This is a genomic window from Streptomyces sp. NPDC050085 (genome assembly GCF_044460595.1).
Classification (GTDB): domain Bacteria; phylum Actinomycetota; class Actinomycetes; order Streptomycetales; family Streptomycetaceae; genus Streptomyces.
The window spans coordinates 440,131-466,068 of sequence record NZ_JBITJZ010000006.1 but is presented as its reverse complement, the minus strand read 5'-3'; the positions used below and the strand labels follow the sequence as shown (position 1 = coordinate 466,068).

Annotated in this window: 15 protein-coding genes; 9 read left to right on the top strand and 6 right to left on the bottom strand. The window is 71.0% G+C overall.

Annotation, left to right across the window (positions count from 1 at the left end):
• Positions 1–56 precede the first annotated feature (56 nt).
• From ACIBUY_RS25175 to ACIBUY_RS25165, 3 genes are all read left to right on the top strand, one after another.
• On the top strand, positions 57–2,960 hold the full coding sequence (locus tag ACIBUY_RS25175) for an AAA family ATPase (RefSeq protein ID WP_365574483.1): 2,904 nt from the start codon (positions 57–59) through the stop codon (positions 2,958–2,960).
• An 87-nt stretch (positions 2,961–3,047) separates the two neighbouring features.
• The gene (locus ACIBUY_RS25170) at positions 3,048–3,545 is read left to right on the top strand and encodes a hypothetical protein (RefSeq protein ID WP_365574486.1); all 498 of its coding nucleotides are present in this window, start codon (positions 3,048–3,050) and stop codon (positions 3,543–3,545) included.
• A gap of 145 nt (positions 3,546–3,690) precedes the next feature.
• Positions 3,691–6,018 (top strand): glycosyl hydrolase family 95 catalytic domain-containing protein, encoded by a 2,328-nt coding sequence (locus ACIBUY_RS25165; protein WP_399153801.1) that lies wholly within the window; start codon positions 3,691–3,693, stop codon positions 6,016–6,018.
• Between the two features lie 76 nt (positions 6,019–6,094).
• Here ACIBUY_RS25165 and ACIBUY_RS25160 read toward each other — a convergent pair whose 3' ends face one another.
• Positions 6,095–8,074: an N-acetylmuramoyl-L-alanine amidase gene (locus tag ACIBUY_RS25160; protein WP_399153775.1), complete on the bottom strand. Its 1,980-nt coding sequence runs from the start codon at positions 8,072–8,074 to the stop codon at positions 6,095–6,097.
• Positions 8,075–8,366: 292 nt separating this feature from the next.
• The gene (locus ACIBUY_RS25155) at positions 8,367–9,518 is read right to left on the bottom strand and encodes an aminoglycoside phosphotransferase family protein (RefSeq protein WP_365574491.1); all 1,152 of its coding nucleotides are present in this window, start codon (positions 9,516–9,518) and stop codon (positions 8,367–8,369) included.
• A 233-nt stretch (positions 9,519–9,751) separates the two neighbouring features.
• On the opposite strand from ACIBUY_RS25155, the gene ACIBUY_RS25150 reads away from it, so the two are divergent.
• Positions 9,752–11,242 carry a hypothetical protein gene (locus ACIBUY_RS25150; protein WP_365574494.1) on the top strand — a complete coding sequence of 497 codons (1,491 nt, stop codon included), beginning with the start codon at positions 9,752–9,754 and terminating at the stop codon, positions 11,240–11,242.
• A gap of 36 nt (positions 11,243–11,278) precedes the next feature.
• On the opposite strand, the gene ACIBUY_RS25145 is transcribed toward ACIBUY_RS25150, so the two are convergent.
• The 3 genes from ACIBUY_RS25145 to ACIBUY_RS25135 form a co-directional block, all read right to left on the bottom strand.
• The gene (locus ACIBUY_RS25145) at positions 11,279–12,709 is read right to left on the bottom strand and encodes a SpoIIE family protein phosphatase (RefSeq protein ID WP_365574497.1); all 1,431 of its coding nucleotides are present in this window, start codon (positions 12,707–12,709) and stop codon (positions 11,279–11,281) included.
• A 245-nt stretch (positions 12,710–12,954) separates the two neighbouring features.
• Complete coding sequence (locus ACIBUY_RS25140) at positions 12,955–15,945, bottom strand: CARDB domain-containing protein (protein WP_399153774.1); 2,991 nt, start codon at positions 15,943–15,945, stop codon at positions 12,955–12,957.
• Positions 15,946–15,988: 43 nt separating this feature from the next.
• Positions 15,989–18,220: a discoidin domain-containing protein gene (locus ACIBUY_RS25135; protein WP_399153773.1), complete on the bottom strand. Its 2,232-nt coding sequence runs from the start codon at positions 18,218–18,220 to the stop codon at positions 15,989–15,991.
• A 368-nt stretch (positions 18,221–18,588) separates the two neighbouring features.
• Between ACIBUY_RS25135 and ACIBUY_RS25130 the strand changes: the two genes are divergently transcribed.
• From ACIBUY_RS25130 to ACIBUY_RS25110, 5 genes are all read left to right on the top strand, one after another.
• Positions 18,589–19,926, top strand: a complete 1,338-nt coding sequence (locus ACIBUY_RS25130; RefSeq protein WP_365574503.1) for an extracellular solute-binding protein — start codon at positions 18,589–18,591, stop codon at positions 19,924–19,926.
• Between the two features lie 88 nt (positions 19,927–20,014).
• Positions 20,015–20,947, top strand: a complete 933-nt coding sequence (locus tag ACIBUY_RS25125; protein WP_399153772.1) for a carbohydrate ABC transporter permease — start codon at positions 20,015–20,017, stop codon at positions 20,945–20,947.
• A 4-nt stretch (positions 20,948–20,951) separates the two neighbouring features.
• Complete coding sequence (locus ACIBUY_RS25120) at positions 20,952–21,938, top strand: carbohydrate ABC transporter permease (RefSeq protein WP_399153771.1); 987 nt, start codon at positions 20,952–20,954, stop codon at positions 21,936–21,938.
• Positions 21,939–22,057: 119 nt separating this feature from the next.
• A complete protein-coding gene (locus ACIBUY_RS25115) occupies positions 22,058–23,662 on the top strand; it encodes a glycoside hydrolase family 13 protein (RefSeq protein WP_399153770.1) in 1,605 nt (534 codons plus the stop codon).
• 194 nt (positions 23,663–23,856) lie between these two features.
• The gene (locus ACIBUY_RS25110; RefSeq protein ID WP_399153769.1) at positions 23,857–24,867 is read left to right on the top strand and encodes a LacI family DNA-binding transcriptional regulator; all 1,011 of its coding nucleotides are present in this window, start codon (positions 23,857–23,859) and stop codon (positions 24,865–24,867) included.
• 47 nt (positions 24,868–24,914) lie between these two features.
• Here the strand turns inward: ACIBUY_RS25110 and ACIBUY_RS25105 are convergent, their stop codons facing one another.
• Positions 24,915–25,928, bottom strand: coding sequence for a LacI family DNA-binding transcriptional regulator (locus ACIBUY_RS25105; protein WP_399153768.1), 1,014 nt, complete (start codon positions 25,926–25,928; stop codon positions 24,915–24,917).
• Positions 25,929–25,938 lie beyond the last annotated feature (10 nt).

Sequence of the window (25,938 nt, the reverse complement as noted above, 5' to 3'; positions counted from 1 at the left end):
CCGCGGCGTGCACCGGCTCCCCGCGCCGGACGCAGCACCGCGGCAGGGGGTGCGCCATGGTGCAGCGCGGTGGCCGGGGCCTTCAGGGGCGGCGGACATTGTTGGAGCGCGAGAGTGAACTCGCCGTCGTGGACGAGGCGCTCAGCGAGCTGGCCGGGCTGCGCCCCGGCGACGTCGAACCTTCGGAGCGTCCGCACGGCGCGCTCCTCGCCGTCGCCGCGGCCGCCGGACTCGGCAAGACCACCCTCCTCGCCGAAGTGCGCCGCCGCGCCGCCGCCAAGGGCTGCACCGTCCTGTACGCCCGCGGCGGCGACCAGGAGCAGCGCGTCGCCTTCCACGTCGCGCGCCAGCTCGTCCAGCCCCAGCTCGCCGGGGTGCCCGAGTCCGAACTGCGGGCCAGGCTCGGCAGTTGGTACGCCATCGTCGGCCCCGCCCTCGGACTGTGCGCCCCCTCCGACGGAGCCCCGCCCGACCCGCAGGGCCTGCGCGACGGCCTCGACTGGGTGCTCACCCACCTCGCTCTGCAGCGCGCGCCCGTGGTCCTCGTCCTGGACGACGCGCACTGGGCCGACCCCGAGTCCCTCGGCTGGCTCGCCGCCTTCGCGCCGCGCGCCGAGGAACTGCCGCTGCTGCTCGTCGTCGCCTACCGGCCCGAGGAACTCCCCGACCACGCCGAGGCGTTGCGCGGTCTGCCCGGACGCGCGGGCCGCCGCCCGCTCGGCCTCGAGCCGCTCAGCGCCCCCGCCATCGCGCGGATGGTCCGCGAGTGGATCGGCTCGCACGCCGACGACGCGTTCTGCCGCGAGTGCTGGGCCGTCACCGCGGGAAACCCCTTCGAGGCCGTCGAGCTGACCGCGAAGGTGCGCGACCGCGGACTCGCCCCGAACGAGAACGGCGCCCATGTGCTCCGCGACCTCGCCGCCGCCGTCAAGGGCAGCGGCCTCATCGCCCGCCTCGAACGCCTGGGCACCTCCACCGTCCGCTTCGCCTGGGCCTGCGCCGTCCTCGGCACCGAGATCTCGCCCGAACTCGCCGCGTCCGTCGCCGGGGTGGGCGCCGAGGAGGCCGCCGACGCCGCCGACCGGCTGCGCACCGCCCGCATCCTCACCGGTGACGTCACCGCCGCGGGCACCCTGGAGTTCGTCCACCCGCTGATCGCCACCGCCGTGTACCGGGCGATCCCCGGCGGCGTACGCGTCGCCCTGCACGGACAGGCCGCCTGGACCGTCGTCAACGCGGGCCTCGGCCCGTCCGCGGCCGCCCGGCACCTCCTCGAGACGCACCCCGACGGCGACCCCTGGGTCGTGCAGCAGCTGCGCGCCGCCGCCCGCGAGACCGTCCGGGCCGGCGCCCCCGAGGCCGCCCGCCGCTACCTCGCCCGCGCCCTGCGCGAACCCCCGCCCTTCGACGAACGCGCCGTCGTCCTCTACGAACTCGGCAGCGCCTCCCTGCTCACCGAGCCCGCCACCACCGTCAACCACCTGCGCGCCGCCCTCGAGGAGCCCATCACCGACCCCGGCCTGCGCCACGGCATCGTCTACCGGCTGTCCCAAGTCCTCGCCCACAGCGACCGGTTGGCCGAGGCGTCCGAGACCCTCGCCCGTGAGATGCGGCTGACCAGCGACCCGCGCATCCGCCTTCGCATGCAGGCCGAACAGTTCATGTGGGACGCCTTCCGCGCCGACGAACCCGACTCACCGGCCCGCTCCCGGCGCCTGGCCCGCCTCGCCGACCGGCTCACCGGACGCGACCTCACCGAGCGCTACATCATCGGGCTGCGCGCCTGGGACGCCACGCTGCGCGGCGAGTGCGCCGCCACCGTCGTCCACCACGCCGAGCGTGCCCTCGAAGGCGGACTGCGCTGGGCCGCCGACGAGGACCGCGGCTTCGAGGTGCCCGTCCTCGTCGCCATGTCGTTCCTCTACGCCGACCGCCCCGGCCGCACCGAGGAGCTCTTCGTCGAGGGCATCGCCGACTTCGAGCACGCCGGCTGGCGCGGCGGCCACCTCTCCTTCGCGTACACGATCCTCGGCTACGTCCGCTACCGGCGCGGACGCCTGGCAGAGGCGGAGGACTTCGCCCGCGCGGGCCTGCGCCTGGCCGAGCGCGTCGGCCCCGGCACCCCCGCGCACTGGTACGCCGTCGGCACGCTCATCGAGGTGCTCCTCGCCCGCGGCCGCGTCCCCGAGGCGGCGGCCGTCCGCGACCGGTACGCGTTCGGGGCGCCGTTCCCCGCCGCAGTCGTCTTCCCCGACGCGCAGACCGTGTACGGCGAACTGCTCCTCGCCCTCGGCCACCGCAAGGACGCCCAACTCGAACTCGCCGCGGCCGGGCGCCGCCTCGACCCCCGCGGCATGCGCAACCCGTCCTGGTGCCCCTGGCAGCTGCACCTCGCCCGCGCCGAGGCGCACGACGCACCCGAGCGGGCCCTCGCCACCGCCCACGACGCCGTCGAGCGGGCCCGCCACTTCGGGGCGCCGTCCGCGATCGGCCAGGCGCTGCGGGTCACCGCGGAAGTCTCCTCGGGCGCGGCCCGCGCCAAGCTCCTCGAGGAGTCCGTCACCCACCTCGAACGCTCACCGGCCGGATATGAACTGGCCTGCTCGCTGATCGCCCTCGGCGCGGAGCTGCGCCGTACCGGCCGCGCCAAGGAAGCCGCCGACCAGCTGTACCGGGGCCTGGACGCGGCCGTCGCCTGTGGCGCGGACGGCCTCGTCGAGCGGGCCCGCGACGAACTCGCCGCGGCGGGACTGCGGCCCCGTCCCCTGCGCAGCGCCGAGACCGACGCGCTCACCGCACGGGAGCGGGCCGCGGCGGGCCGTGCCGCCCGCGGACTCGGCCCGGCGGAGATCGCCGTGGAGCTGCGCCTGGAGGAGGCGGAGGTCGTGCGGCTGCTCTCCGCGGTGTACCGGAAGATCGGCACCGACCAGGCCGGGCTCACCCGGGCACTGGGGGAGTAGGGGGCTCCCGTGGCCCGTGTGCCGGGCGGGACGGGCGGCGAAACCCCGGGGCGGGGCCATGGGCAGCGGCGACGTACCATGGGCCGCATGTCCTTCCTCCGCCGCCGCGCAGCGACCCCCGCGGGCCCCGACTTCGATGTCCTGGCCATGGATCCGGGCGACTGGCCGGGCAATCTCGGCGCGGGCCTGCTGCCCGCCCCCGACGGCAGCTGCCAGGGCGTGTTCCTGCGCTACGACCTGTTCGGCGGCCGCGGCCCCGCGATGATCATCGGCAACCTGCCCGAGGGGTCCCCGGCGCGCGAGACCGCCGAGGGCGAGATCCCCTTCGAGGTCGCCCAGCTGCTCATCGCATTGGAGAACGACGAGGAGGTCACCGTCACCGGCGTCGAGGACGTCCCGGTGATGCAGGGCGACAACCTCCTCATCGTGCGCCGCCTGAAGCTCTCCGAGACACGGATCTCCTGCGTCCAGTTCGACCGCAGTGACAACGTCCTGGTGACGATCGCCTCCTGGGACCGCCCCATCACGGACGACCTGTACGCGCTGCTCAAGCCGCTGCCCGCGGAGCTCTTCCAGCAGGGCTGACGTCAGGCTTTCCCCGGGCTTTCCCCGGGCTTCCCGCAGGGCCGACCCCTGGGCCATCACGCGTCCCGTGCACACCTCTTGCCGCAGAGTCATCGGACCTCTAGCGTGACGAGGCATGCCTTCTGGGATGACGCGAAGAACCACCATGAAGAGCGCCGCCGTTGGTGCGGTCGCGCTTGGCGCAGGGCTTGGATCGGTCGCCGGAGCAGACAGTGCCGCGGCGGCACCGGTGAAGCCCTCCGATGAATTGCTGCTCTGGTACAAGGCGCCCGCGGCCGACTGGGAACGCGAGGCGCTCCCCATAGGTAGCGGAGCGCTCGGCGCGATGGTCTTCGGGACCCTCGCCTCCGAGCAGCTCCAGTTCAACGAGAAGACCCTGTGGACCGGCGGCCCCGGCGCCCAGGGCGGCTACGACTACGGGAACTGGCGCAGCCCGCGCCCCGGCGTCCTCGCCGATGTGCAGCAGCGCCTGGACACGGACACCAGGCTCGACCCCGACACCGTCGCCGGCGAACTCGGCCAGCCGCGCCGCGGCTACGGCGCCCACCAGACCTTCGGCGACCTCCGCCTCGACGTCCCCGGCACACCCACCACCACCCCGGCCGACTACCGCCGCTCCCTCGACCTGCGCACCGCCCTCGCCACCGTCACGTACACCGACCAAGGCGCCGCCCACGGACGGGAGTTCTTCGCCTCGTACCCGGACCGGGTGATCGTCGGCCGGCTGTACGCCGACCGTCCCGGCGCCGTCACCTTCACCCTGCGGTACACCTCGCCCCGTACGGACTTCACGGCGAAGGCGGGCGGGGACCGGCTCACGGTGCGCGGTCAACTCGCCGACAACGGGCTGAAGTTCGAGGCGCAGATCCGCGTACGGCACGACGGCGGCACGCTCACCGCGAACGCCGACGGGAGCCTCACCGTCACCGGCGCCGACAGCGCCTGGTTCGTCCTCGCCGCCGGGACGGACTACGCCGACACCTATCCCGACTACCGCGGCGCGGACCCGCACGCGGCCGTCACCTCGGCCGTCGACGCGGCCGCGGCGAAGAGCCACACCACACTGCGCTCCCGCCACGTCCAGGACCACCGTGCCCTCTTCGAGAGGGTCGCCCTCGACATCCGGCAGACCCCGCCCGCCGACGTCCCCACCGACCAGCTGCTCAAGCAGTACGCGGGCGGGACCACGGCCGCCGACCGGGCCCTGGAGGCGCTCTTCTTCCAGTACGGCCGCTACCTGCTCATCGCGTCCTCCCGGCCCGGCTCGCTGCCCGCGAACCTGCAGGGCGTGTGGAACAACTCGACGACCCCGCCCTGGTCCGCCGACTACCACGTCAACATCAACCTGCAGATGAACTACTGGCTCGCCGAGGCCGCCGCGCTGCCCGAGACCACGGCGCCGTACGACCGTTTCGTCGCGGCGCTGCGGGCTCCCGGCGAGCGGACCGCCAAGGAGATGTTCGGCAGCCGCGGCTGGGTCGTCCACAACGAGACCAATCCGTACGGCTTCACGGGCGTCCACGACTGGTCCACGGCGTTCTGGTTCCCCGAGGCCGCCGCGTGGCTCACCGCGCAGCTCTACGAGCACTACCGCTTCGGCGGCTCCACCGACTACCTGCGCACCACCGCGTACCCGCTGATGAAGTCGGCCGCCGAGTTCTGGCTCGACAACCTGCGCACCGACCCCCGCGACAACACCCTTGTCGTCACGCCGAGTTACTCGCCCGAGCACGGAGACTTCACGGCGGGCGCCGCCATGTCCCAGCAGATCGTCCACGACCTGCTCACCAACACCCTCGAGGCGGCACGGACGCTGGGGGACACGCCCGCCTTCCGGCAGCAACTCACGGACACCCTCGCGAAGTTGGACCCCGGCCTGCGCATCGGTTCCTGGGGGCAGCTCCAGGAGTGGAAGACGGACCTGGACGGCCCCACCGACGACCACCGGCACGTCTCGCACCTGTTCGCGCTGCACCCCGGCCGGCAGATCGAACCCGGCAGCGCCTGGGCGGCCGCGGCGAAGGTCTCGCTGACCGCGCGCGGCGACGGCGGCACCGGCTGGTCCAAGGCCTGGAAGGTGAACTTCTGGGCCCGCCTGCGCGACGGCGACCACGCGCACAAGATGCTCTCCGAGCAGCTCAAGGCCTCGACCCTGCCGAACCTGTGGGACACCCACCCGCCGTTCCAGATCGACGGCAACTTCGGTGCCACGTCCGGCGTCGTGGAGATGCTGCTGCAGAGCCAGTTCGACGTGATCGAGATGCTGCCCGCGCTCCCGGCGAGCTGGCCCGACGGGTCGGTGCGCGGTCTTCGGGCCCGCGGCGGGGCCACCGTCGACATCGAATGGGCGGGCGGGCGCGCGACCCGGGTCACCGTCACCGCGAGCCGGACCCGTGAACTCACCCTGCGCAGCACGCTGTTCGGGGAGAAGAAGATCAAGGCCGTGGCCGGTCGCCGCTACGTCTTCGACTGACCGGGCCCGCGCAGCCGTCGGGCCCGGGTCCGCCCCCACGCGAACCCGGGCCCGACGGCCGTACCAGGAAAGCCGGTTACGACACCGTGGACGGCAGCACCCGCACGTCCGCCGCCCGCACATAGGCGACGCGGTGGCCGAACTGGATCTCGTAGTAGACGTCCTTGCCCTTGACCACCTTGTGCGGGGCCGTGTCGAAGGTCGGCGAGTAGAAGTACTCACCAGCCGTCCGCCCGCCGACCACATAGCGCTGGCCCGCCATGAGCTTGTACGGCAGCGGCGAGATCGCCTGCGGCGTCATCCCCGCCGGGTAGGCCGAGGCCTCCGGGTAGGCCCGCCCGTACACCGGGACGTCGCTCGCGCCCGCCTTCGGCTCGACGACAAGTCCCTTGGCGTTCACGGCAGTCGGCTGCTTCTTCGGGTTCTTGAACCAGGCCTTCTGGCCCAGGTACCAGATCGCCGTCCAGTCGCCCTTGCGCTCGGCGACCGCGTACTGCTGGCCCGTCGACACCCGCGACGCCACGTCGTTCACATCGATCGTCGAGTCCTGGCCGCCCGGCCGCAGACCGATGTCCTTGACCAGCGGTGCGTCCTCGCTCGGCGCCGTGTACACCCGCACCGCGCTCGAACCGTGCGCCACGCACGCCTCGCCCGCCTTGGTGCAGCCCGTGAACTCCGGCTGGTTCTCGGCGAATTGAGGATCGATCGTGACGACGCCGCCCCGCGCCCCGGCCGTCGGGTGGAACGGCTTGCCCATCAGCGAGAAGTAGTGCGCCCAGTCCCAGTACGGGCCCGGGTCCGTGTGCATCTGCGGAATGGTCGCCGTCGTCGGCCCCGGCACGTCCTCGTGACCCAGGATGTGCTGCCGGTCCAGCGGGACGTCGTACTTCTTCGACAGGTACGACACCAGGCGCGCCGACGACCGGTACATCTCCTCCGTGTACCAGGCGTCCGGATCGGCGAGGAAGCCCTCGTGCTCGATGCCGACCGACTTCGCGTTCACGTACCAGTTGCCCGCGTGCCAGCCGACGTCCTTCGCCTTGACGTGCTGCGCGATGTGGCCGTCCGTCGAGCGGAGCGTGTAGTGCCAGCCCAAGTACGTCTTGTCCTGGACCAGTTTGAGCGACACGTCCCACGACCCCTCCGTGTCGTGGATGACGATGTAGTCGATGCTCTGGTCCTTCGGGCGGTCCGCCAGGTCGTGGTTGCCGTAGTCGCCGTCGCCGAACTCCTCGTACGGTGCCGGGATCCACTCGCACGACACGGTGCGCGGGCACTCGGTGTCCGCGCCGTCGACCTTGCGCAGGCCCATCTTCTCGAGCTGCGCCGCCTGCGGCCGCGCGGCCGGGTCCGCGGCGAGCCGCACGTCCTGACCGGCGTCCGTGGTGCGCTGCTCGCCGTCGCGGATCACCGCGAAGACGTCGTTGGCGTACGTCGCCGCGGTCGCCGAGTCGTCCGCGCCGGAGAACGCCGCGATGGCGCCGTACCAGTCCGCCGGGTTCTCGCTGAGCGGCTTGCCGAGCCGCTTCTGCGCCGCGGCGAGCAGGGCCGCGCCACCGCGTACGTTCGCCGCCGGATCGCTGCGCAGCCGCTCGGCCGGGATGCCGGTCAGGTCCGCCGCCCGCGGCAACGTCCTTAGCCGCGCCGGGAGTTGGCCCTCGCTCGGCACGGCGTCGGAGACCTTCAGCGGGGCGCGCGAGTCGTCGCCACGGGCGTCGCCCTCCGCGTGGCTGTGCGCCACCGTGTTCTCGATGGCGGTGCGCGCGTCGGTGAGGTGCATGGGGCCGTAGCCGCCCGTGACGCTCGGCGCGCCGCCGTGTGCGTCCCACCGAGACTGCAGGTACGAGACGCCGAGGAGTACGCTCTGCGGCACCCGGTACGCGGCCGCGGCCGCGGCGAACGCGCCCTGGAGTCGGGCCGACGGCGCGGCCGCCGACGCCTGCGGAGGAGCCGCGCCGAGCAGCGGAAGGAGCAGCGCCGCCGTGGCGAGCGTGCCCGCCGCCCGCGCTCCCGCACGGGGACGTCTGCGGGCGATGTAACGGGTGGACCGGTGCAACGGTGCCTCCTGGGAGCGGTGGTGGTCGGATGGTCGCTCGGGGCGTGCGGGCCTGTCGTGCGTCAGTGGTATCGGCTCGCCGACCATCCGTCAATCATCCGACGGGCAACGGAATTTCCCAGGATTTCCCATGTCAGATGGCGTGTGCCCGGGTTTCCGGCGCGGTGGTGCGACCGCCTGCGGTGCGTCAGTGGCGTAGACCAATACCGCTGTCATTTCCGGATTTCCGGCACACGACAAAGATCCGCGGTGCGCCATGACCTCCCGGGCGCACCGCGGATCTTCGTCCCCGTCAGCGAGTGCCGACCGCCGCACGGACCGCCTTGCGGGCCATGTTGCAGTCGTCGTGCAGGCGGCGCAGCAACAGCCGCTGCTCCTCGCCGGACGGCGCAGCACCCGGGTGGGCCGGACCCGGAGCCGCCGGGGTCTGCTCGTGCAGGGAACGCTGCACGGCCGTCTCGTACGTACGGATCTCCCGTGTCAGTACGAGCATCAGGTTGACCAGGAACGCATCGCGCGCCGCGGGTCCGCCCGCCTGGGCAAGCTGGCTGATCTGACGGCGCGCCACCGGGGCGTCGCCGAGCACGGCCCACAGCGTCGCCAGGTCGTACCCCGGCAGGTACCAGCCGGCGTGCTCCCAGTCCACGAGCACCGGGCCCGCGGGGGAGAGCAGGATGTTCGACAGGAGGGCGTCGCCGTGGCAGAACTGCCCCATGCCGCCACGGCCCGACGCATGCGCGATGCCGTGCAGCAGCTTCTGCAGGTCACCCATGTCGCGGTCGGTCAACAGGCCCAGGTCGTGGAACTTGTTGATCCGCTGCGCGTAGTCCAGTGGCGCGTCGAAGGTGCCCGCCGGAGGCCGCCACTGGTTGAGCCGGCAGATCGCGCCGAGCGCGGCGCGCACGTCCGCCCGCGGCGGTGCCTCGGCCGGGTGGCGCTGCAGGGCCGCCACCCGGCCGGGCATCCGCTCGATCACCAGCGTGCCGTTGTCCGGGTCGGCCGCGATCAGACGCGGCACCCGCACCGGCGGCCGGTGTCGGACGAACGAACGGTATGCGGCTATCTCGTGCCGGATCCGCTCCGCCCACAGGGGAGAGTGGTCCAGTAAACATTTCGCGACGGCGGTGCTGCGCCCTGTCGTACCGACGATCAGCACGGACCGCGGGCTGCGGCGCAGCACCTGCACCGGATGGAACTCCGGGCAGATCCGGTGCACCGAGGCGATCGCCGTGCGCAGCTGGGCGCCCTGAGGGCCGGACAAGTCGAGTCTCCCGCTGAGGGGTTGCGTGCCGAGCCCCGGGGCGCGACGCGTCCGGCCGACGCCTCCGAGCGCCGTGGTCGCGGGCCGCACGGGGTCGAGGTACGGGCCGCTCGCGGGCACCGCCGGACGGGCGGGGCGCAGCGGCCGGGGCGGGGCGGACACGGAGGACGATGCTGCGTACATGGGTGATACAGATCCCTTCGTGTGCCGACGAGTTGCCTGCGCCGCCCGGCCCGGCCTCTTCGGTACACCCTGGGGAATGCCCTGCGGGGACCGGGTCGGGGTGGCGCATTCCTACCTGACACCTCAGGGCCACGAGCACAACAGCTGGCGCACCCTGGCGAACCCTGGCGAATAGTCGCTCAGCAACTGACAGAGGGCTACTGTCGATTTCAGCCGAGAACCTGGGGGCTTACGTGAGCGGACAACCCAACACCCGCCTGAACGACCTGTTCGGCCTGGCCGGCTGGTCCAAGGGCGAACTCGCGCGACTCGTCAACCGGCAGGCGGCGGCCATGGGCCACCCCCAACTGGCGACGGACACCTCGCGGGTGCGGCGTTGGATCGACATGGGAGAGATCCCGCGCGATCCGGTACCGCGGGTGCTGGCGGCGCTGTTCACCGAGCGACTCGGCCGTGTCGTGACCATCGAGGACCTCGGTCTCGTCCGACACGGGCGCGTGGGTAAGCGGCAGGGCGGCGGGGGCCTGGAGCAACAGGGCCCCGACGGAGTGCCGTGGGCGCCCGATCGGACAGCTGCGGTCCTCACCGAATTCACGGGAATGGACCTCATGCTCAACCGACGCGGCTTGGTGGGCGCGGGTGCCGCGCTCGCCGCAGGATCCGCACTCAGCAGCGCCATGCACGACTGGCTGCACACCGACCCGGCCCTCGCGGCCGACGCTCCCAGGACCGACGATCCCCTGCACGCCGACCCCGCTGGGTTCGACCGCTACGAGGCCGCCCCCATCGGGTCGCAGGAGATCGAGGAACTGGAGCGCTCGGTCGAGGTCTTCCGGGCCTGGGACGCTTCCCGCGGCGGCGGGTTGCAGCGCAAGGCAGTCGTGGGCCAGCTCAACGAAGTCGGCGGAATGCTCTCCTACCGCCACCCCGACCATCTGCAGCGGCGCCTGTGGGGCGTCGCCGCCAATCTCGCCGTCCTCGCGGGCTGGATGTCGCACGACGTCGGCCTGGAGCCCACGGCCCAGAAGTACTTCGTCATCGCCGCGCACGCCGCGCGCGAGGGAGGCGACCGGCCGCGGGCCGGCGAGGCCCTCTCGCGGGCCGCCCGGCAGAAGATCCACCTGGGCGCACCCGACGAGGCGCTCGACCTGATGAAGCTAGCCAAGTCCGGTTCGGGCGACGAGGTGCTGCCGCGCACCAAGGCCATGCTCTACACCATCGAGGCCTGGGCACAGGCGTCCATGGGCAAGGGGCAGGCGATGCGCCGCACACTCGGCGAGGCGGAGGACCTCTTCGTCTCCGACAAGGGGGACGTGCCGCCACCGAGCTGGATGCAGATGTTCGACGAGGCGGACCTGCACGGCATGCAGGCCCTCGCCTACCGCACCCTCGCCGAGCACGAGCCGGGCGCCGCCGTCATCGCCCAGCGTCATGCCAAGCAGGCCCTCGCCCTGCGGGTGGGCGGCCGTGACCGCTCCAAGATCTTCGACCACCTGTCCCTGGCGTCGGCCTGCTTCATCGCCGACGACCCCGAACAGGCGGACCGGTACGCGCGGTTGGCCCTGAACTCGATGGGGTCGAACTCGTCCCATCGCACCTGGGACCGGCTGCGCGAGATGTACCGGCTCACCGGTCAGTACGCCGGGTACCCGAAGATCGAGGACCTGCGCCACGAGATCAAGCTGGCGCTGCCCAGGTCGACGGGGAAGCGCATGCAGGCGTAACCACACCACACCCGCACCACAAGATCCGGTACGTCGTCAGGAGCCGATCCGGGCGACGAGCACACAGGCGTCGTCCTCGCGCTCACTCGCGCCGAACGCGTCCACGATCCTGCCCACGCACTCCTGTGCGTCGTCGGCCGTGGCCAACTGCGGTACGAGGGCGAGCAGTCGGTCCGTGGCGGTGGGACCGCCGCGTCGCGGGACGAGTCCGTCGGTGTACAGCACCAGGACGTCGCCCGTGCGCAGCGGCTCCTCGGCCCCCGCGTAGTCGGTGCCGGCGGCCGCGCCGAGCAGCGCGCCCTCGGGCGGCGTGAGCGCACGCCCCGTCCCGTCGCGCAGCAGCAGCGGGGCGGGGTGTCCCGCCTGCGCCCACGCCAGTGTGCGGGCCGCCGGGTCGTACCGGCAGCACAGGGCGCTCGCCAGGGAGGGCCCTGCGGAGGTGTCCAGGAGGTGGTTGACCTGCGTGAGGAGGTCGGCCGGTGCGGTGCCGCACGAGGCCATGCCGCGCACCGTGCCGAGCAGCATCGCCATGCCCGAGGCCACCGCTGCGCCGTGGCCGGCGAGATCACCGACCGCCAAGTGCACGCGGCCGTCCGGTAGTTCGAGTGCGTCGTACCAGTCGCCGCCGATCAGCGCGCTGGTCGCGGAGGGGAGGTAGTGGGCGGCCACGTCGAGTGCGCCCGGGGCGTCGGGCGCGCTGCGCGGGAGCCGCAGGGAGCCACGCCACGGCGGTAGCACGGCTTCCTGCAGCTCGACCGCGAGCCGGTGCTCGGTCTGCGCGATGTGCCGCTGGCGCTGGAGCGAGTCACGGGTCTCGCTCACCGCGCGTTGGCTGCGGCGCAGTTCGCTGACGTCGCGCACGACCGCCCACATGGAGGCGGTCGAGCCGTCGGCGTCGAGCACGGGCTCGCCCATCATGTGCACCGTGCGCACGGACTCGTCCGGACGCACGACGCGGAACTCCCCGTCGATCGGCTTGCCGTCGATCAGACAGTCGGTGACCATCGCGGTCAGCTTTGGCTGGTCGTCGGCGTGCACCAGGGCAGGCAGCTCGTCGAGGGTCAGTGCGGGGGAGGCCGGGTCGCGGCCGAGGATCTGGTACAGCTCCCCGGACCAGGTGGCATCGTCGGTGAGCAGGTTCCATTCGGCGCTGCCGACGCGGCTGAGCAGGGAGCCGGGCCGCGGGTCGACGGAGGTGCGCGGGGAGGGGGGCCCGGTGCGCGTCGCAGGACCGTCGCGCAGTTGGGCCAAGTGCCGGTCCAGGTCGTTGAGTTGATGCACCGCCAGCTCGTAGAGCGCGCGCTGCCAGCGTGTCTCGGGGTCTGTCTGCGCGCCCGTGTCCGCGGTCTCGCGCCGCACCGCGTCGACGTCGCCGAGCAGTCGGCGCGTCTGCGAGATCAACGCGTCGACCGAGCCACGCTCCGGCGGCTGGCCGGCGGGGCGGTCCGCGAAGACATGGGGGGACATGAAGAACTCCGATGCAGGCACAGATGCGGGCCACGGCTGACGGAAGGACCGGTTACGACTGTCGCACAGGCCGCCTGGCCTCGTAAGGGATTTGGCCATACACGATGCGGTGGTGCACCTGGCATATGCCTTTGTCCTCCGGGTCCTGCGGTTCTCCGGTTCCTGCGCTCCGGCCGGCCCCTGCGGCGGACGGCACGCTGCCCGGACCCCGTCGTGCGGGATCCGGGCAGCGCGGGAATCGTTCCCTACATTCCTTGTCGTGTGCCGGGGGCCGCCGAAGTGGTGCGCAGCGCACCGGAGTTGATGACGAACTGGGAACCCGGCTCGACGAGGATGTCCCCGTCGCGCGAGTCGGTGATCGTCACGTGAGAGAGCGTGGCGCTGCCGCGCGCCCCGCCCATGGCGAGGATGCCGGAGCCGTTGTTGGACTTGGAGATCGTCACGTTGCTGATCTGTACGTCCGGCATGGCGCCGCCTCCTGTCTTGAACTGGATGCCGTCGTACGTCGAGTCGTGGATGTCGGTGTCACGGATGGTGACCCCGGGGATGCCCTGCCCCTGCGCGAACAGCGTGATGGCGCCGAACTCCTGGTCCTCGTTCCAGAACGCCCCGCCCGTGCGGTACAGACCGTTGTTCGCGATCAGGGTCTGCCCGCTGAACGGCACCGGGTCGTGGTCGGTGGCCAGCATGATGCCGGGGTAGTTCATGGTGTCGTACACCAGGTTGTTCTCGATCGTGTTGCCGTAACCGCCGTACACCGCAATGCCGTTGGCCCGCCACGGCAGCTGCACCGTGTTGTTGCGGAAGACGTTGTCGTGCCCGATGTCGACCGACGGGTCCTTCACGTACTTGCTGGCCCACACCGCGAGCGCGTCGTCGCCGGTGTTGCGGAACGAGGAGTTGAAGACGGTCGAGTCGTGGGTGCCGTTGGTGAAGTTGATGCCGTCGGCGTAGGTGTCGCGGATCCGCATGCCGCTGAACTCGAGCCCGTCACCGGGACCCCACAGCTCCGGGATGTTGCTGTAGTCCCGGCCGACCCAGACGCCGACGTTGGCGTGCTCGATCCAGACATTGCTGATCTTGGTGTTCTTGCCGAAGCGGCCGTTGAGGCCGACGCCGCCCTCGGCGTTGCCGTCGCCGCCGCGGATGGTGCCCGAGCCGAAGACGGCGAGGTCGGAGATCTTCGTGTTGTCGTCGATGTCGAAGCCGAAGTTGCCCTCGTGCGGGTGGTTGATGCCGCCCGCGTCCTGCGGCGGGGTCAGCGTGTAGAGCTGGGAGTGCCACATGCCGGCGCCCTTGATGGTGACGTCGCGGATGCCGACCTGGTTGTACTGGCCGCGGTTGAGCGGGTCGTCGGTCAGGATCTTCTGCTCCTGGCGCCACTGCCCGGCCGGGATCCACACACAGGCGATGTCACCGTTCTGGTCGGCGGTGACCGCCTTCTGCAGGGCCGCGGTGTCGTCGTTGCCGTCGTTGGGCACCGCGCCGTACTCGGTGATCGAGGTGCACTCGGCGGGCTTGCTCGCGGCCGGCGCCACCTGCTCCAGGTCGATCAGGTCGACGATGTAGTACGCGGCGTCGTCCCCGGCGTCGCGCTGCAGCCGGAACGTGGTGCCCTGGGGGTAGGTCTGCGCGAGCAGCGCATGGGTCTCGTCGAAGAGGCGCCGTGCGTCACCGCCGGGGGTGTTGGTGAGTCCCTCCGGCTGGTCCGTGTTCCCGTACAGCCAGCTGTACTTGGAGGACAGGGTCAGCTTCTGCACGAACTGTCCGTTGGCGTACAGGCTGAGCGTCTTCTCCTGGCCGCCGCCGCCCGGCGCGTCCGGGATGGAGTTGCGGACGACGATCGAGTTCGTGGCGTTCGTCGAGGTGAACTGCACGTACTGGCCGGTCGAGTCGAGACGCACCGACTTGCGGCCCGAGGACTCGGTGGCGTAGTTGGTGTGCCCGAAGGTGCGCAGGGCGTCCGTCTCCAGGAGCGTGCCGGTGTACGTGCCGTTCTCCGCCTCGTACTCGGTGTAGGGCACGGAGGCGCCCCGGCCGACCACGATGGAGCGGGCGAAGACGTTGTTGTTCTCGTTCGTCTCGGCGACCGTGCCGGTGGCGTCCGCGGTCGCGGTGAGCGTGGCGCCCCCGCCGGCCGCGGTCCAGCTGCCGGAGATCGCGACGTCGGCGCTCGCGCCCGCGGCGACGGCCGGAGCGGTGCCGTTCAGGGTCGTCCCGCCCACGGTCAGGCGGGTCACCGAACCGGCGCTCACCGCGGTGGTGCCGCGGTTGTGGACCCGCACCGAGAACGTGACGTTCGAACCGACCGCCGGGCTCGCCGGGTTGGAGGTGATGCCGGTGACCTCCAGGTCGGGTCCCGGACTCTGACCGACCGTCAGTTCGTTGGCCGCCGCCCTGCTGTTGTTGCTCTCGTCCAGCTCGGCGACGGCGTCGCCCGGGTCGACCAGGGCCGACACGGTGTAACTGCCCTCGGCCCGCTTGCCGATGCCGACCGGCACCGTGGCCGACGCACCGGCCGCGAGCGCACCCACGGCGGCTGTGCCCGCGACCGTGCCGCCCAGACTGACCTGGACGGTCGTCGCAGGGGACGCCGCCGAACCGGTGTTCTGCACCGTGGCGGAGGCCGTGATGGCGTCGCTCTCGCTGGGTGAACTCGGCGTCCACGTCAGGTTCGAGACGGTCAGGTCGGGCGCCGGCGCGGGCGTCCCGTTGACCTCGAACTCGGCGATCTGGCCGCCGTATCCGGACGTGTTGGAGGAGATCTTCAGCTGGACGTCGGCGTAGCGCCCCGACACCGGGATGGTGACCGTGTTCTGGTTGGCCGAGGGGTTGAAGGTGTAGTCCGCGCGCGCCTTGACCGAGGTGAACGTGTCCGACGCCGCCGCCCGGCCGAGCACCTCGATGCTCTGGGTGCGCGTCGCCCACGCCGGATCGGGGTTGAGCTTGAGCACGACCGAGTCGAGATCGGCCGCCGAACCGAGCTTCGCGGTGAGGGTCGAGGGGCTGCCGCTTGCCTCCCAATAGGTGTTCGTGCTCCCGTCGTTGGCGTTCTTCGCGACGTAATTCTGAATCGTCGACGAGGCCTCGATCGGCTTGTTCAGCGCCAGGTTGCCGGCCGCGGCGGCGCGTGGTGCCGCACTCGCCCCGGCGGTGACGGGCAGCAGCCCGAGGGTGGTCAGCGCGGCGCCGAGCCAGACGGCGAGCAGGCGCCTGCTGCGTGGTCTTCGTGTCACGGTGTTCCTCTCGTGGTGCGGGCCCTTGAGCGGGGCACGGGACTCAGTTCAGGTACGCCTCGACCTCGCTGAGCTGGGCGGCGGGCCAGCCCGTGTTGGCGGTCACCTGGACGCGCAGCCCGCGGATCGCGGGGGCCGAGGCGGGCAGGGCGACCGTCACCGTGTTGCCGGTCGCCGGGTCGAAGCGGTAGTCCTTCGAGGCCACCAGCGTGGTGAACGACGAGCCGTCGGTGCTGCCCAGCACGGACAGCGTCTGGGTCCTGGCCTGCCAGGCCGCCGCGGGCGGCAGCTTCAGGACGACGCGGCGCACCGCCTGGGCCGAACCGAGGTCGACCGTGAGCGCCTGGGGGAAGGCGTTGTTGGTCGACTCCCAGTACGAGTTCGCGTCGCCGTCGACCGCCTTGCCGGGCGTGTAGACGTCGACGGAGCCGGTCGCGGTCGCCGCGCGGCCCTGCGCGAGATTGCGGCCCGGGTCGGGGTCCGGATTGCCGCTGCCGGGCTGCGGCCAGGTGGAGCAGTCCGACCAGGTGCTGTCCCAGCCGGAGTTGCCGCCGCCGTCGGTCAGCGCGAAGGTGCCGGAGCCGGACGGATAGGGGCAGTTGTAGACACCCGCCGCGCCCACGCCGGTGGCCTTGACGTTGCTGAACTTCACCGCACCCGGCGTCTCCGCCTGGACGACGACCGTGCCGACCTTGTCCACGGCCCCGCCGTCGACGGTGACGTTCTTGACGGCCTTGCCGGTGCCGCCGCCCGAGACGAACTCGTAGGCGCTGTACGGGCTTTCCTTGATCACCGTGCCGGTGATGTTCACGGTCGCCTCGATGGCGCTGTCGTACGAGTCGACGCGCAGCGCGCCCATCGGGTGGTTCCAGTTGGGGTTGATCGCGCCGGTGCGCACGAGGGTGTTCCCGGAGACCGTGATGGTCCCGGCGAGGGGGAAGAACGGGTCGAGGAACTTCTGGTTGGAGATCGCGATGCCGCTGCCCAGGGCGTTGGTGTCCTGCACCAGGTTGTCCTTGACGGTGATGTCGCGGCCGCCGTAGATCGCGATCCCGTTCGCGAGGTTGGGCTGCGAGATCGTGTTGTTCGCGAAGACCGAGTCGGTGTCGGCGGCGTTGAGGGACCACATGGCGAGGGAGTCGTCGCCCTGGTTGCGCAGGAAGTTGCCCCGGACCTGGACGCCGTGCGCGTTGCCGTTGAGGTTGAGGCCGTCGGCCGTGGTGTCGAGGATGCGGTTGTTCTCGACGACGAGGTTGTCGTTGTTGCCGGTGAGCCAGAGGCCGACCTTGAGGTGCTGGATCCACATCCCGGAGACGCTGGAACCCGGTCCGAGCGAGCCGTTGACGAAGTTGTCCGGGTTGCTGTCGACGCGCTCGGTGACCTCGCCGACGACCGCGAAGTCCTTGAGGTGGACCTGGCCCGCGGAGCTGCTCTGGTTGATGAACCGCGAGGAGTGGACCACTGAGCGCCAGCTGCCCGCGCCCTGCAGGGTCACGTTCTCCACGCCGCTGAGCTCGGAGCCCAGCTTGAAGTCGCCCGGCGGGATCCACACCGTGCCGCCGCTGCCCCTGGCCGCGGCGATCGCGTCACGGAAGGCCTGCGTCGAGTCCCGCTGACCGGAGGGGTCGGCCCCCTTGTCGACGACGGAGATCGCGCCGGAGGGCGCGGTGTCGGCCGCGGCGACCTGCTCGAAGTCGGCCACGTCCACCGTGACCTGGGTCGATACGGCTTCCAGCCGCACCTTGTCGCCTGCTTGCAGATTTCGGCCGAGCAACAGGCGGGCGTTGTCGAAGAAGTGATGCGTCTTGGCACCGGCGATCCACGAGGTGTCGACGTAGCTGTACGTGGATGTGACGGCGATCGACGAGTCCAGCCTGGTGCCGTTGACGTAGACGGCGAGCGAGCCGGTCTGACCGTCGGGCACGTTGTAGGCGACGTTCACGGCGTTGGCCGCCGAGGTCAGCGTGAACTCGACGTTCTGGCCCGCGTTCAGGCGCACGGCCTGCCGCCCCGAGGCCTCGGAGGCGATCGTGCCCTGCGTGTAGTCGGGGCCGATCTTCTGCCCGGTGGTGGCCGCCGACTCCGCCTCCGCGGAGGTGAAGGGGAGCGTCGCGCCCGCCGCGGCCGAGGCCTTGACCTGCGGACTCTGCTGCGCCGTGGCCGGTCCTGTGGCTCCGACGACGGTGCCGACGAGGGCGATCGCGAGTGCGAGGAGGTACGGACCACGCGCGAGGGAGGGGGATGGTGATGACGCGCGCATGACATTTCGATGCATCTGCGGGTGCACCTTCCTGGTGGGGGTCGGAGAGGCGGCGGCAGGGGGAGCCGCCACGGATCCGCGGCCGTCACTCAAGCATCACTGTCAGGTGAACACAAGATGTCGGCCATGGATTGCAATTTATTGGCAGGCTTGCGAAATATCCCGCGACCGAGGGTGTGGCGGGGCTCGAGGGGTGGTCTCGTCACCGGGTGTCGCCCGGGGTGTGGTGCGGCGGAAGCGCGGCCTCCGCTGGTGGGAGACGTTTCGTGACGCAGTCGTAATCTTGCAATGTTGGATTCGAATCTTGCGTAGATCTGCACGCCGTCCTAATGTGACGCACCGAATCAGGGCAGTGCCTGGGTGACACCCCTAGAGGAGCCGTAATGAAGCCCCGTAACCTCGCGATCCTTCTGACCACAGGTCTTGTGTTCAGCAGCGTCGCCGCTTGTGGCAGTGACTCGTCGGACTCCGACGCAGGGGGAGACGTGTCCATCACGGTGGCGTGTCAGCCTGCGAAGACGGCACCGAAGCAGCGGAAGGCGTGGGACGACGACGTCGCCGCGTTCGAGAAGGCCCACCCGGGCGTCAAGGTGAAGAGCACCGACCAGCAGCCGTGCTTCGACCCGAAGACCTTCGCCGCGAAGCTGGCCGGCGGGCAGATGGAGACGGTGTTCATGGTGCCCGTCACCAACTACGCCGATGTGATCTCCAAGCGGCAGGCGAAGGACATCACGAGCGACACCAAGTACGTGAAGAACTACGGAGACATCCGGCAGAACGTCCGCGACATGGTCAGCAAGGACGGCAAGGTCTACGGCGTCCCGAACGTCTACTACAGCGTCGGACTCGTCTACAACCGCACCGTGTTCAAGAAGGCCGGCCTCGACCCGGACAACCCGCCGAAGACCTGGGACGAGGTCCGCGCCGCCGCGAAGAAGATCGCGGACCTCGGCAAGGACTACATCGGGTACGGCGAGTACGGCGGCGGCAACACCGGCGGCTGGCACTTCGCGCAGGCCCTCTACAGCCGCGGCGGCGAGATGGTCACCGACCACAAGGCCGCGTTCAACAGCCCCGAGGGCGAGGCCGTCCTGCAGACCCTGCACGACATGCGCTGGGAGGACCACAGCACCGGCAGCAAGGTCAACATCGGCTGGGAGTCGCTGATGCAGCAGATGGCGGCCGGCAAGACGGGCATGATGCTCGGCGCCCCGGACGTCGTCACCGACGTCGTGCAGAAGTTCCAGGGCAAGGTCGACGACTACGGCATCACCGGGATACCCGACGGCAAGGCGTCGCTGACCGGCGGCGAGGCCTACATGATCAACCCCAAGGCGAGCGCCGCGCAGACCAAGGCGGGCCTGGAGTGGATCGACTTCCAGTTCAACACGCCCGGCAAGGGCCGCTTCGACTTCGCCCGCGGCAAGGCCAACGGCGAGGCCGTCGGCGTACCGAACAACGACTACATGGGTGACTCGGCCACCGGCAAGAAGATCGCCGAGGAGCGCAAGGCCAACGCCAGCCTGCCGATCGCGAACTACGAGCCCTACGTGGCGGGTTCGGCGTCCGTCGAGCCCAAGCTCGAGCCGGAGAAGGCGCAGGAACTGTACGCCGTTCTCGACGTCGCCATGTCCGCGGTGCTGACCAGGGAGAACGCCGACCCCGCGAAGCTGCTCAAGGACGCAGAGGCGAAGGCGAACTCGATTCTGGCGAGGCCCTGACGCCGGACCGCTCACGGGGTGCCGCCCACCGCGGCGGCACCCCGCGCAGTCCTCGCACGGCAGCCGGAGTCAGGAACGGGAGAACACGATGGGAACACTCACGATCGAGCCGAAGCGGCGGACGGCGGCACGGCGCCGGCCACCGACGAAGCGGGGCCGCGCCGCACGCAGGAACCTGAGCGCGTACGGATTCCTGTGCGCCGCGCTCTTCTGCTTCGCCATGTTCGCGTGGTGGCCGATCATCAGGGAGGTCCTGCTCAGCTTCCAGCAGACCAACCTCGTCGACCCGCCGACGTGGGTGGGCCTCGACAACTTCCGTACGGTGGTGAACGATCCGGCGTTCGGCCAGGCCTGGCGCAACACCCTCGTCTTCACCCTCCTCGCCCTGCTCTGCGGCTACGTGGTGCCCTTCGGCGTCGCCATCGTGCTCAACGAACTGCGGCACGCCCGGGCCTACTTGCGGTTCGTGGTCTATCTGCCGGTGATGCTGCCGCCGATCGTCGCGGTCCTGCTCTTCCGCTGGTTCTACGATCCGGGACCCGGCCTGTTCAACCAGGCCCTCGACTTCTTCGGCCTGCCGACCCTGGCCTGGCTGGACTCCACCAGCACCGCGCTCATCTCCCTGGTCATCGTGGCCACGTGGATGAACCTGGGCGCCGGGGTGCTGATCTACCTGGCGGCCCTGCAGAACATCCCCGGTGACCTCTACGAGGCGGCCGAACTCGACGGCGCCGGCATCTTCAAGCGGATCTGGCACGTCACCATTCCGCAGACGCGGCTGATCCTGCTGCTGATGTTGATGCTCCAGATCGTCGCCACCATGCAGGTGTTCATCGAGCCGTACATGCTCACGGGCGGCGGCCCGGAGAACGCGACGGTCACCGTCGTCTACCTCATGTACCAGTACGCGTTCGTCTACGGCGGCAACTACGGCGCGGGCAGTGCCCTCGGCCTGATGCTCATGGTCGTCCTGCTGGCGGTCGCCGCGGTTCAGCTCCGGCTGACCCGAGAGGAGAAGTAGGTCCATGGTGCACACCACCGCCCGCCCGGACGCGGCGGAGCAGACCCCGGTACAGGGGGCGCAGGCACGGCGCGGCAGGCGGAAGGGGACCAGGCGCCGCGGTGCGTGGGCCGAGGGCCACGCCAGGACCATCGTCTCGCCGCTGGAGCTGAAGTCCCGCTGGGGCCGCAAGATCTACTGGACGCTGCTCACCGTCGTCCTGCTCGTGTTCACCCTCGTGTTCGTCTTCCCGCTGTACTGGATGGTGACCGGGGCGATGAAGTCGGGCGAGGAGATCGCCCAGATGCCGCCCACGTTCTTCCCCAAGTCACCGGACTTGGGCGTCTTCGCCGACGCCTGGGAACTCTTCGACATGGGAACCCTGCTGAAGAACACGCTGTTCTACGCCGTCGGCGCCTGGCTGTTCGCCCTCGCGGTGGACGTCTGCGCCGCCTACGCGCTGTCCAAGCTGCGCCCGATGTTCGGCAACGTGATCCTGGCCGGCATGCTGGCCACCTTGATGATCCCGCCGATCGTCGTGATGATCCCGGCGTACATCACGGTCACCGACGTGCCGATCTTCGGCTGGCACCTGCTCAACTCGCCCTGGGCGATCTGGTTCCCGGTGGCCGCCAACGGCTTCAACATCTTCCTCCTGAAGCGGTTCTTCGACTCGATCCCGAACGAGATCCTGGAAGCGGCCGAGATCGACGGTGTACCGCCGTGGCGGGTCCTCGTCTCGATCATCCTGCCGATCTCCCGGCCCATCCTCGGCGTGGTCTCCATCTTCACCGTCGTCATGGTCTTCAAGGACTTCGTCTGGCCGCTGCTCGTCCTTCCCGACAGCGAGAAGATGACGGTCAGCGTGGGCCTGTCCCAGACCGCGGGAGCGGTGACACAGAACCAGATCATGGCCGGTCTCGTGATCGCGAGCGTCCCGATGATCATCGTGTTCTTCTTCTTCCAGCGCAGCATCATGGCGGGCCTGACCGCCGGAAGCCTCAAGGGCTGACCGCGCCCGCGCAGCCGCCCGCACCGAGCCACCACCCCTCAGCACTCCGCCGCCGGTTCGTCCTTCCATGCCCCCGCAACGGCCGGCGGCGGAGTCCCACCTGCCCGAAAGGACCTCCCGTGGCAGCTGTTCCCTCCTCCCGTACCGATGCCTGGTGGCGTGACGCCGTCATCTACCAGGTGTATCCCCGAAGCTTCGCGGACGGAGACGGCGACGGCACCGGGGACCTGGCGGGCGTCCGCGCCCACCTGTCGTATCTCGCCGAACTCGGCGTCGACGCCGTGTGGTTCACGCCCTGGTACCTCTCCCCGCTGGTGGACGGCGGCTACGACGTCGCCGACTACCGCACCATCGACCCCGCGTTCGGCACCCTCGAAGAGGCGGAGAAGCTGATATCGGAGGCCGCCGAGTTCGGCATCAAGGTCATCGTCGACATCGTCCCGAACCACGTCTCCGACCAACACGCCTGGTTCCAAGCCGCGTTGGCGGCCGGACCCGGCAGCCCCGAGCGGGAGCTCTTCCACTTCCGGCCCGGCCGCGGCGAGAACGGCGAACTCCCGCCGAACGAATGGCCGTCGCAGTTCGCGGGCGGCACCTGGACGCGGGTCCCGGACGGGGAGTGGTACCTGCACCTGTTCGCGCCGGAGCAGCCGGACCTCAACTGGGCCCACCCCGCGGTCCGCCGCGAGCACGAGGAGGTGCTCCGCTTCTGGTTCGAGCGCGGAGTCGCCGGCGTCCGCATCGACTCCGCCGCCCTGCTCGCCAAGCACCCGGGGCTGCCCGACTTCGTCGAGGGCGTCGACCCGCACCCGTACATCGACCAGGACGAACTCCACGACATCTACCGCTCCTGGCGGGCCGTCGCCGACGAGTACGACGGCGTGTTCGTGGGCGAGGTCTGGCTGCCCGACGCCGAGCGCTTCGCCCGCTATCTGCGCCCCGACGAGCTGCACACCGCGTTCAACTTCAACTTCCTCAGCTGTCCCTGGGACGCCGGGCGGCTGCGCCGCACCATCGACGACACCCTCGCCGAGCACGCGCCCGTCGGGGCCCCGGCCACCTGGGTCCTGTGCAACCACGACGTGACCCGCACCGTCACGCGCTACGGCCGCACGGACACCGGGTTCGACTTCGCGACCAAGGCCTTCGGCACCCCCACCGACCTCGACCTCGGCACCCGGCGCGCCCGCGCGGCCTGCCTGCTCACGCTCGCGCTGCCCGGGTCCGTCTACCTCTACCAGGGGGAGGAACTCGGCCTGCCCGAGGCGGAGATCCCCCTGGAGAACATCGCGGACCCGATGCACTTCCGCTCCGGGGGCACCGACCCGGGCCGCGACGGCTGCCGGGTCCCGCTGCCCTGGATCGCCGACGCCCCGCACTACGGCTTCGGTTCGCGGGGCGAGCCGTGGCTGCCGCAGCCGGACGACTGGGCGCGGTACGCCGTCGACCGGCAGGCCGCCGACCCGCGTTCCATGCTCGGCCTCTACCGGACGGCGCTGGCGCTGCGCCGCGACGGTGCCGGGTTCGGGGACGGCCCGATGACGTGGCTGCCCGCCGATGAGGGCGTGCTCGCCTTCGCCAGGACCGACGGCCTGGCCTGCGTCGTCAACCTGTCCGACCGGCCCGCGGAACTCCCGCCGAACCAGCAGGTGGTGCTCACGAGCGACCCGCTGGACGGACAGGGGCGGCTGCCCGTCGACACCGCGGTGTGGCTGCGGACCTGACGTCGCGTCGTACGCCGTGGGCGCCGAGCCCTGCTCCGCCTCCTCGGGAGGCCGGTGGCAGGGCTTTGCGTGCGCCCGCGTGCCCGTGGTCTGGGCATCCGGCCTGGTCCCGGCCGTATTGGTGACCGGCCCCACGGGAAATGGCCGACAAATGATGTAATCAACTTGCAGGTTTCTGCGCTAATCTTGCGTGTATGACACGACGACTTGCTCATGTTGCTCGGAAAGCGGGAGTCAGCGAGGCGACGGTCAGCCGTGTCCTCAACGAAAGGCCCGGGGTCTCGGACGCGACGCGGCAGTCGGTCCTGACCGCTCTGGACGTACTCGGGTACGAGCGGCCGACGCAGCTGCGGGGCGAACGGGCCCGGCTCGTCGGCCTGGTGATCCCCGAGATGCAGAACCCGATCTTTCCGGCGTTCGCCGAGGTCGTCGGCGGGGCCCTCGCCCAGCAGGGCCTCACCCCCGTGCTGTGCACGCAGACCAAGGGCGGCGTCTCCGAAGCCGACTACATGGAACTCCTGCTGCAGCAGCAGGTCTCCGGGGTGGTCTTCGCGGGCGGCCTGTTCTCCGAGGCCGACGCCTCGCACGCGCACTACCGGCGGCTCGCGGAGCGGAAGATCCCGGTCGTCTTCATCAACGCCTCGATCGCCGCCCTGGACTTCCCCTGCGTCGCCTGCGACGACGCGGTCGCCGTCGAGCAGGCGTGGCGGCACCTCGCCTCGCTCGGGCACGAGCGGATCGGCCTGCTGCTCGGCCCCTACGACCACGTGCCCTCACGCCGCAAGCTCGCGGCCGCGCGCCGTGTGGCGAAGGGCCTGGGCATGAAGGTGGCCGACGACCTCGTCGAGCGGTCCATCTTCTCGCTCGAGGGCGGACAGGCCGCCGCCGCACGCCTGTTGGACCACGCGGTCACCGGCATCGTCTGCGCCAGCGACCCTCTGGCGCTCGGCGCCATCCGGGCGGCCCGCAGGCGGGGCCTGTCCGTGCCGGGCGACGTCTCGGTCGTCGGGTTCGACGACTCCGCGTTCATGACGTGCACGGAGCCGCCGCTGTCGACGGTGCGTCAGCCCATCGAGGCGATGGGGCGGGCGGCCGTGGATCTGCTGGTGGCGCAGATCCAGGGGGACCGGACACATCTGGGTGAGCTGCTCTTCGAACCCGAACTCGTCGTGCGGGGATCGACCGGTCAACGGGCGGCGGGCTGAGGCCCGTTGACCTACTCCACGCGCCTCGCCCGCCCCGCCCGTCCCACTCAGTCCGCGGTGCGCGGCGGCGCCGTCGACCCGCGCACCACGAGCTCCGGCTCGAAGAGGAGTTCGCCGGGCGGCACGGCGCCGCCCTGGATCTGCGCGACGAGCAGCTCGACCGCGGCGCGGCCCATCGCCTCGATGGGCTGGCGCACCGTGGTCAGCGGGGGCTCCGTGCAGTTCATGAACGCGGAGTCGTCGTACCCCACGACCGAGACGTCGCCCGGCACCGTGAGACCGGCCCGGCGGGCCGCGCGTACGGCACCGAGCGCCAGAGGGTCGCTGGCGCAGATGATGCCGGTGATGCCCCGGTCGATCAGCCGGGCCGCCGCCGCGTGCCCGCCCTCCAGCGAGAACATGGCCCGCTCCACCGCGTCCTCGGGCAGCTTGCGGCCCGCGGCCCGGGAGGCGGCCCGCGCCGCGGCCAGCTTGCGCAGCGAGGGCAGATGGTCGTCCGGCCCGAGGACCAGGCCGATCCGCTCGTGCCCGAGCGAGGCGAGGTGCCGCCACGCCTGCTCGACGGCGACCGCGTCGTCACAGGCCACGCAGGGGAAGCCGAGCCGCTCGATGGACGCGTTGACGAGCACCACCGGCACCTTGCGCTCGGCCAGCCGCTGATAGTGCCCGTGCTCCGCGTCCGCCTGCGCGAACAGGCCGCCCGCGAACACGACGCCCGACACCTGCTGCTGCAGCAGCAGTTCGACGTAATCCGCTTCGGAGACGCCGCCCTTGGTCTGCGTGCACAGCACGGGCGTGAGGCCCTGCTGGGCGAGGGCGCCGCCGATCACCTCGGCGAACGCCGGAAAGATCGGGTTCTGCAGCTCCGGTAGGACGAGACCCACGAGGCGGGCGCGCTCGCCGCGCAGCTGCGTGGGCCGCTCGTATCCGAGCACGTCCAGAGCGGTCAGGACCGACTGCCGCGTCGCCTCCGACACGCCGGGTTTGTTGTTGAGCACCCGGCTGACCGTGGCCTCGCTGACTCCGACCTTCTTCGCCACCTGAGCAAGTCTGCGCGTCATGGAACGCAAG

Bases quoted from the DNA above. Each gene is read 5' to 3' on its own strand.
- ACIBUY_RS25175 (WP_365574483.1), top strand. From the start codon at position 57: ATGGTGCAGCGCGGTGGCCGGGGCCTTCAGGGGCGGCGGACATTGTTG.
- ACIBUY_RS25170 (WP_365574486.1), top strand. From the start codon at position 3,048: ATGTCCTTCCTCCGCCGCCGCGCAGCGACCCCCGCGGGCCCCGACTTC.
- ACIBUY_RS25165 (WP_399153801.1), top strand. From the start codon at position 3,691: ATGAAGAGCGCCGCCGTTGGTGCGGTCGCGCTTGGCGCAGGGCTTGGA.
- ACIBUY_RS25155 (WP_365574491.1), bottom strand. From the start codon at position 9,518: ATGTACGCAGCATCGTCCTCCGTGTCCGCCCCGCCCCGGCCGCTGCGC.
- ACIBUY_RS25145 (WP_365574497.1), bottom strand. From the start codon at position 12,709: ATGTCCCCCCATGTCTTCGCGGACCGCCCCGCCGGCCAGCCGCCGGAG.
- ACIBUY_RS25135 (WP_399153773.1), bottom strand. From the start codon at position 18,220: ATGCATCGAAATGTCATGCGCGCGTCATCACCATCCCCCTCCCTCGCG.
- ACIBUY_RS25130 (WP_365574503.1), top strand. From the start codon at position 18,589: ATGAAGCCCCGTAACCTCGCGATCCTTCTGACCACAGGTCTTGTGTTC.
- ACIBUY_RS25125 (WP_399153772.1), top strand. From the start codon at position 20,015: ATGGGAACACTCACGATCGAGCCGAAGCGGCGGACGGCGGCACGGCGC.
- ACIBUY_RS25120 (WP_399153771.1), top strand. From the start codon at position 20,952: ATGGTGCACACCACCGCCCGCCCGGACGCGGCGGAGCAGACCCCGGTA.
- ACIBUY_RS25110 (WP_399153769.1), top strand. From the start codon at position 23,857: ATGACACGACGACTTGCTCATGTTGCTCGGAAAGCGGGAGTCAGCGAG.
- ACIBUY_RS25105 (WP_399153768.1), bottom strand. From the start codon at position 25,928: ATGACGCGCAGACTTGCTCAGGTGGCGAAGAAGGTCGGAGTCAGCGAG.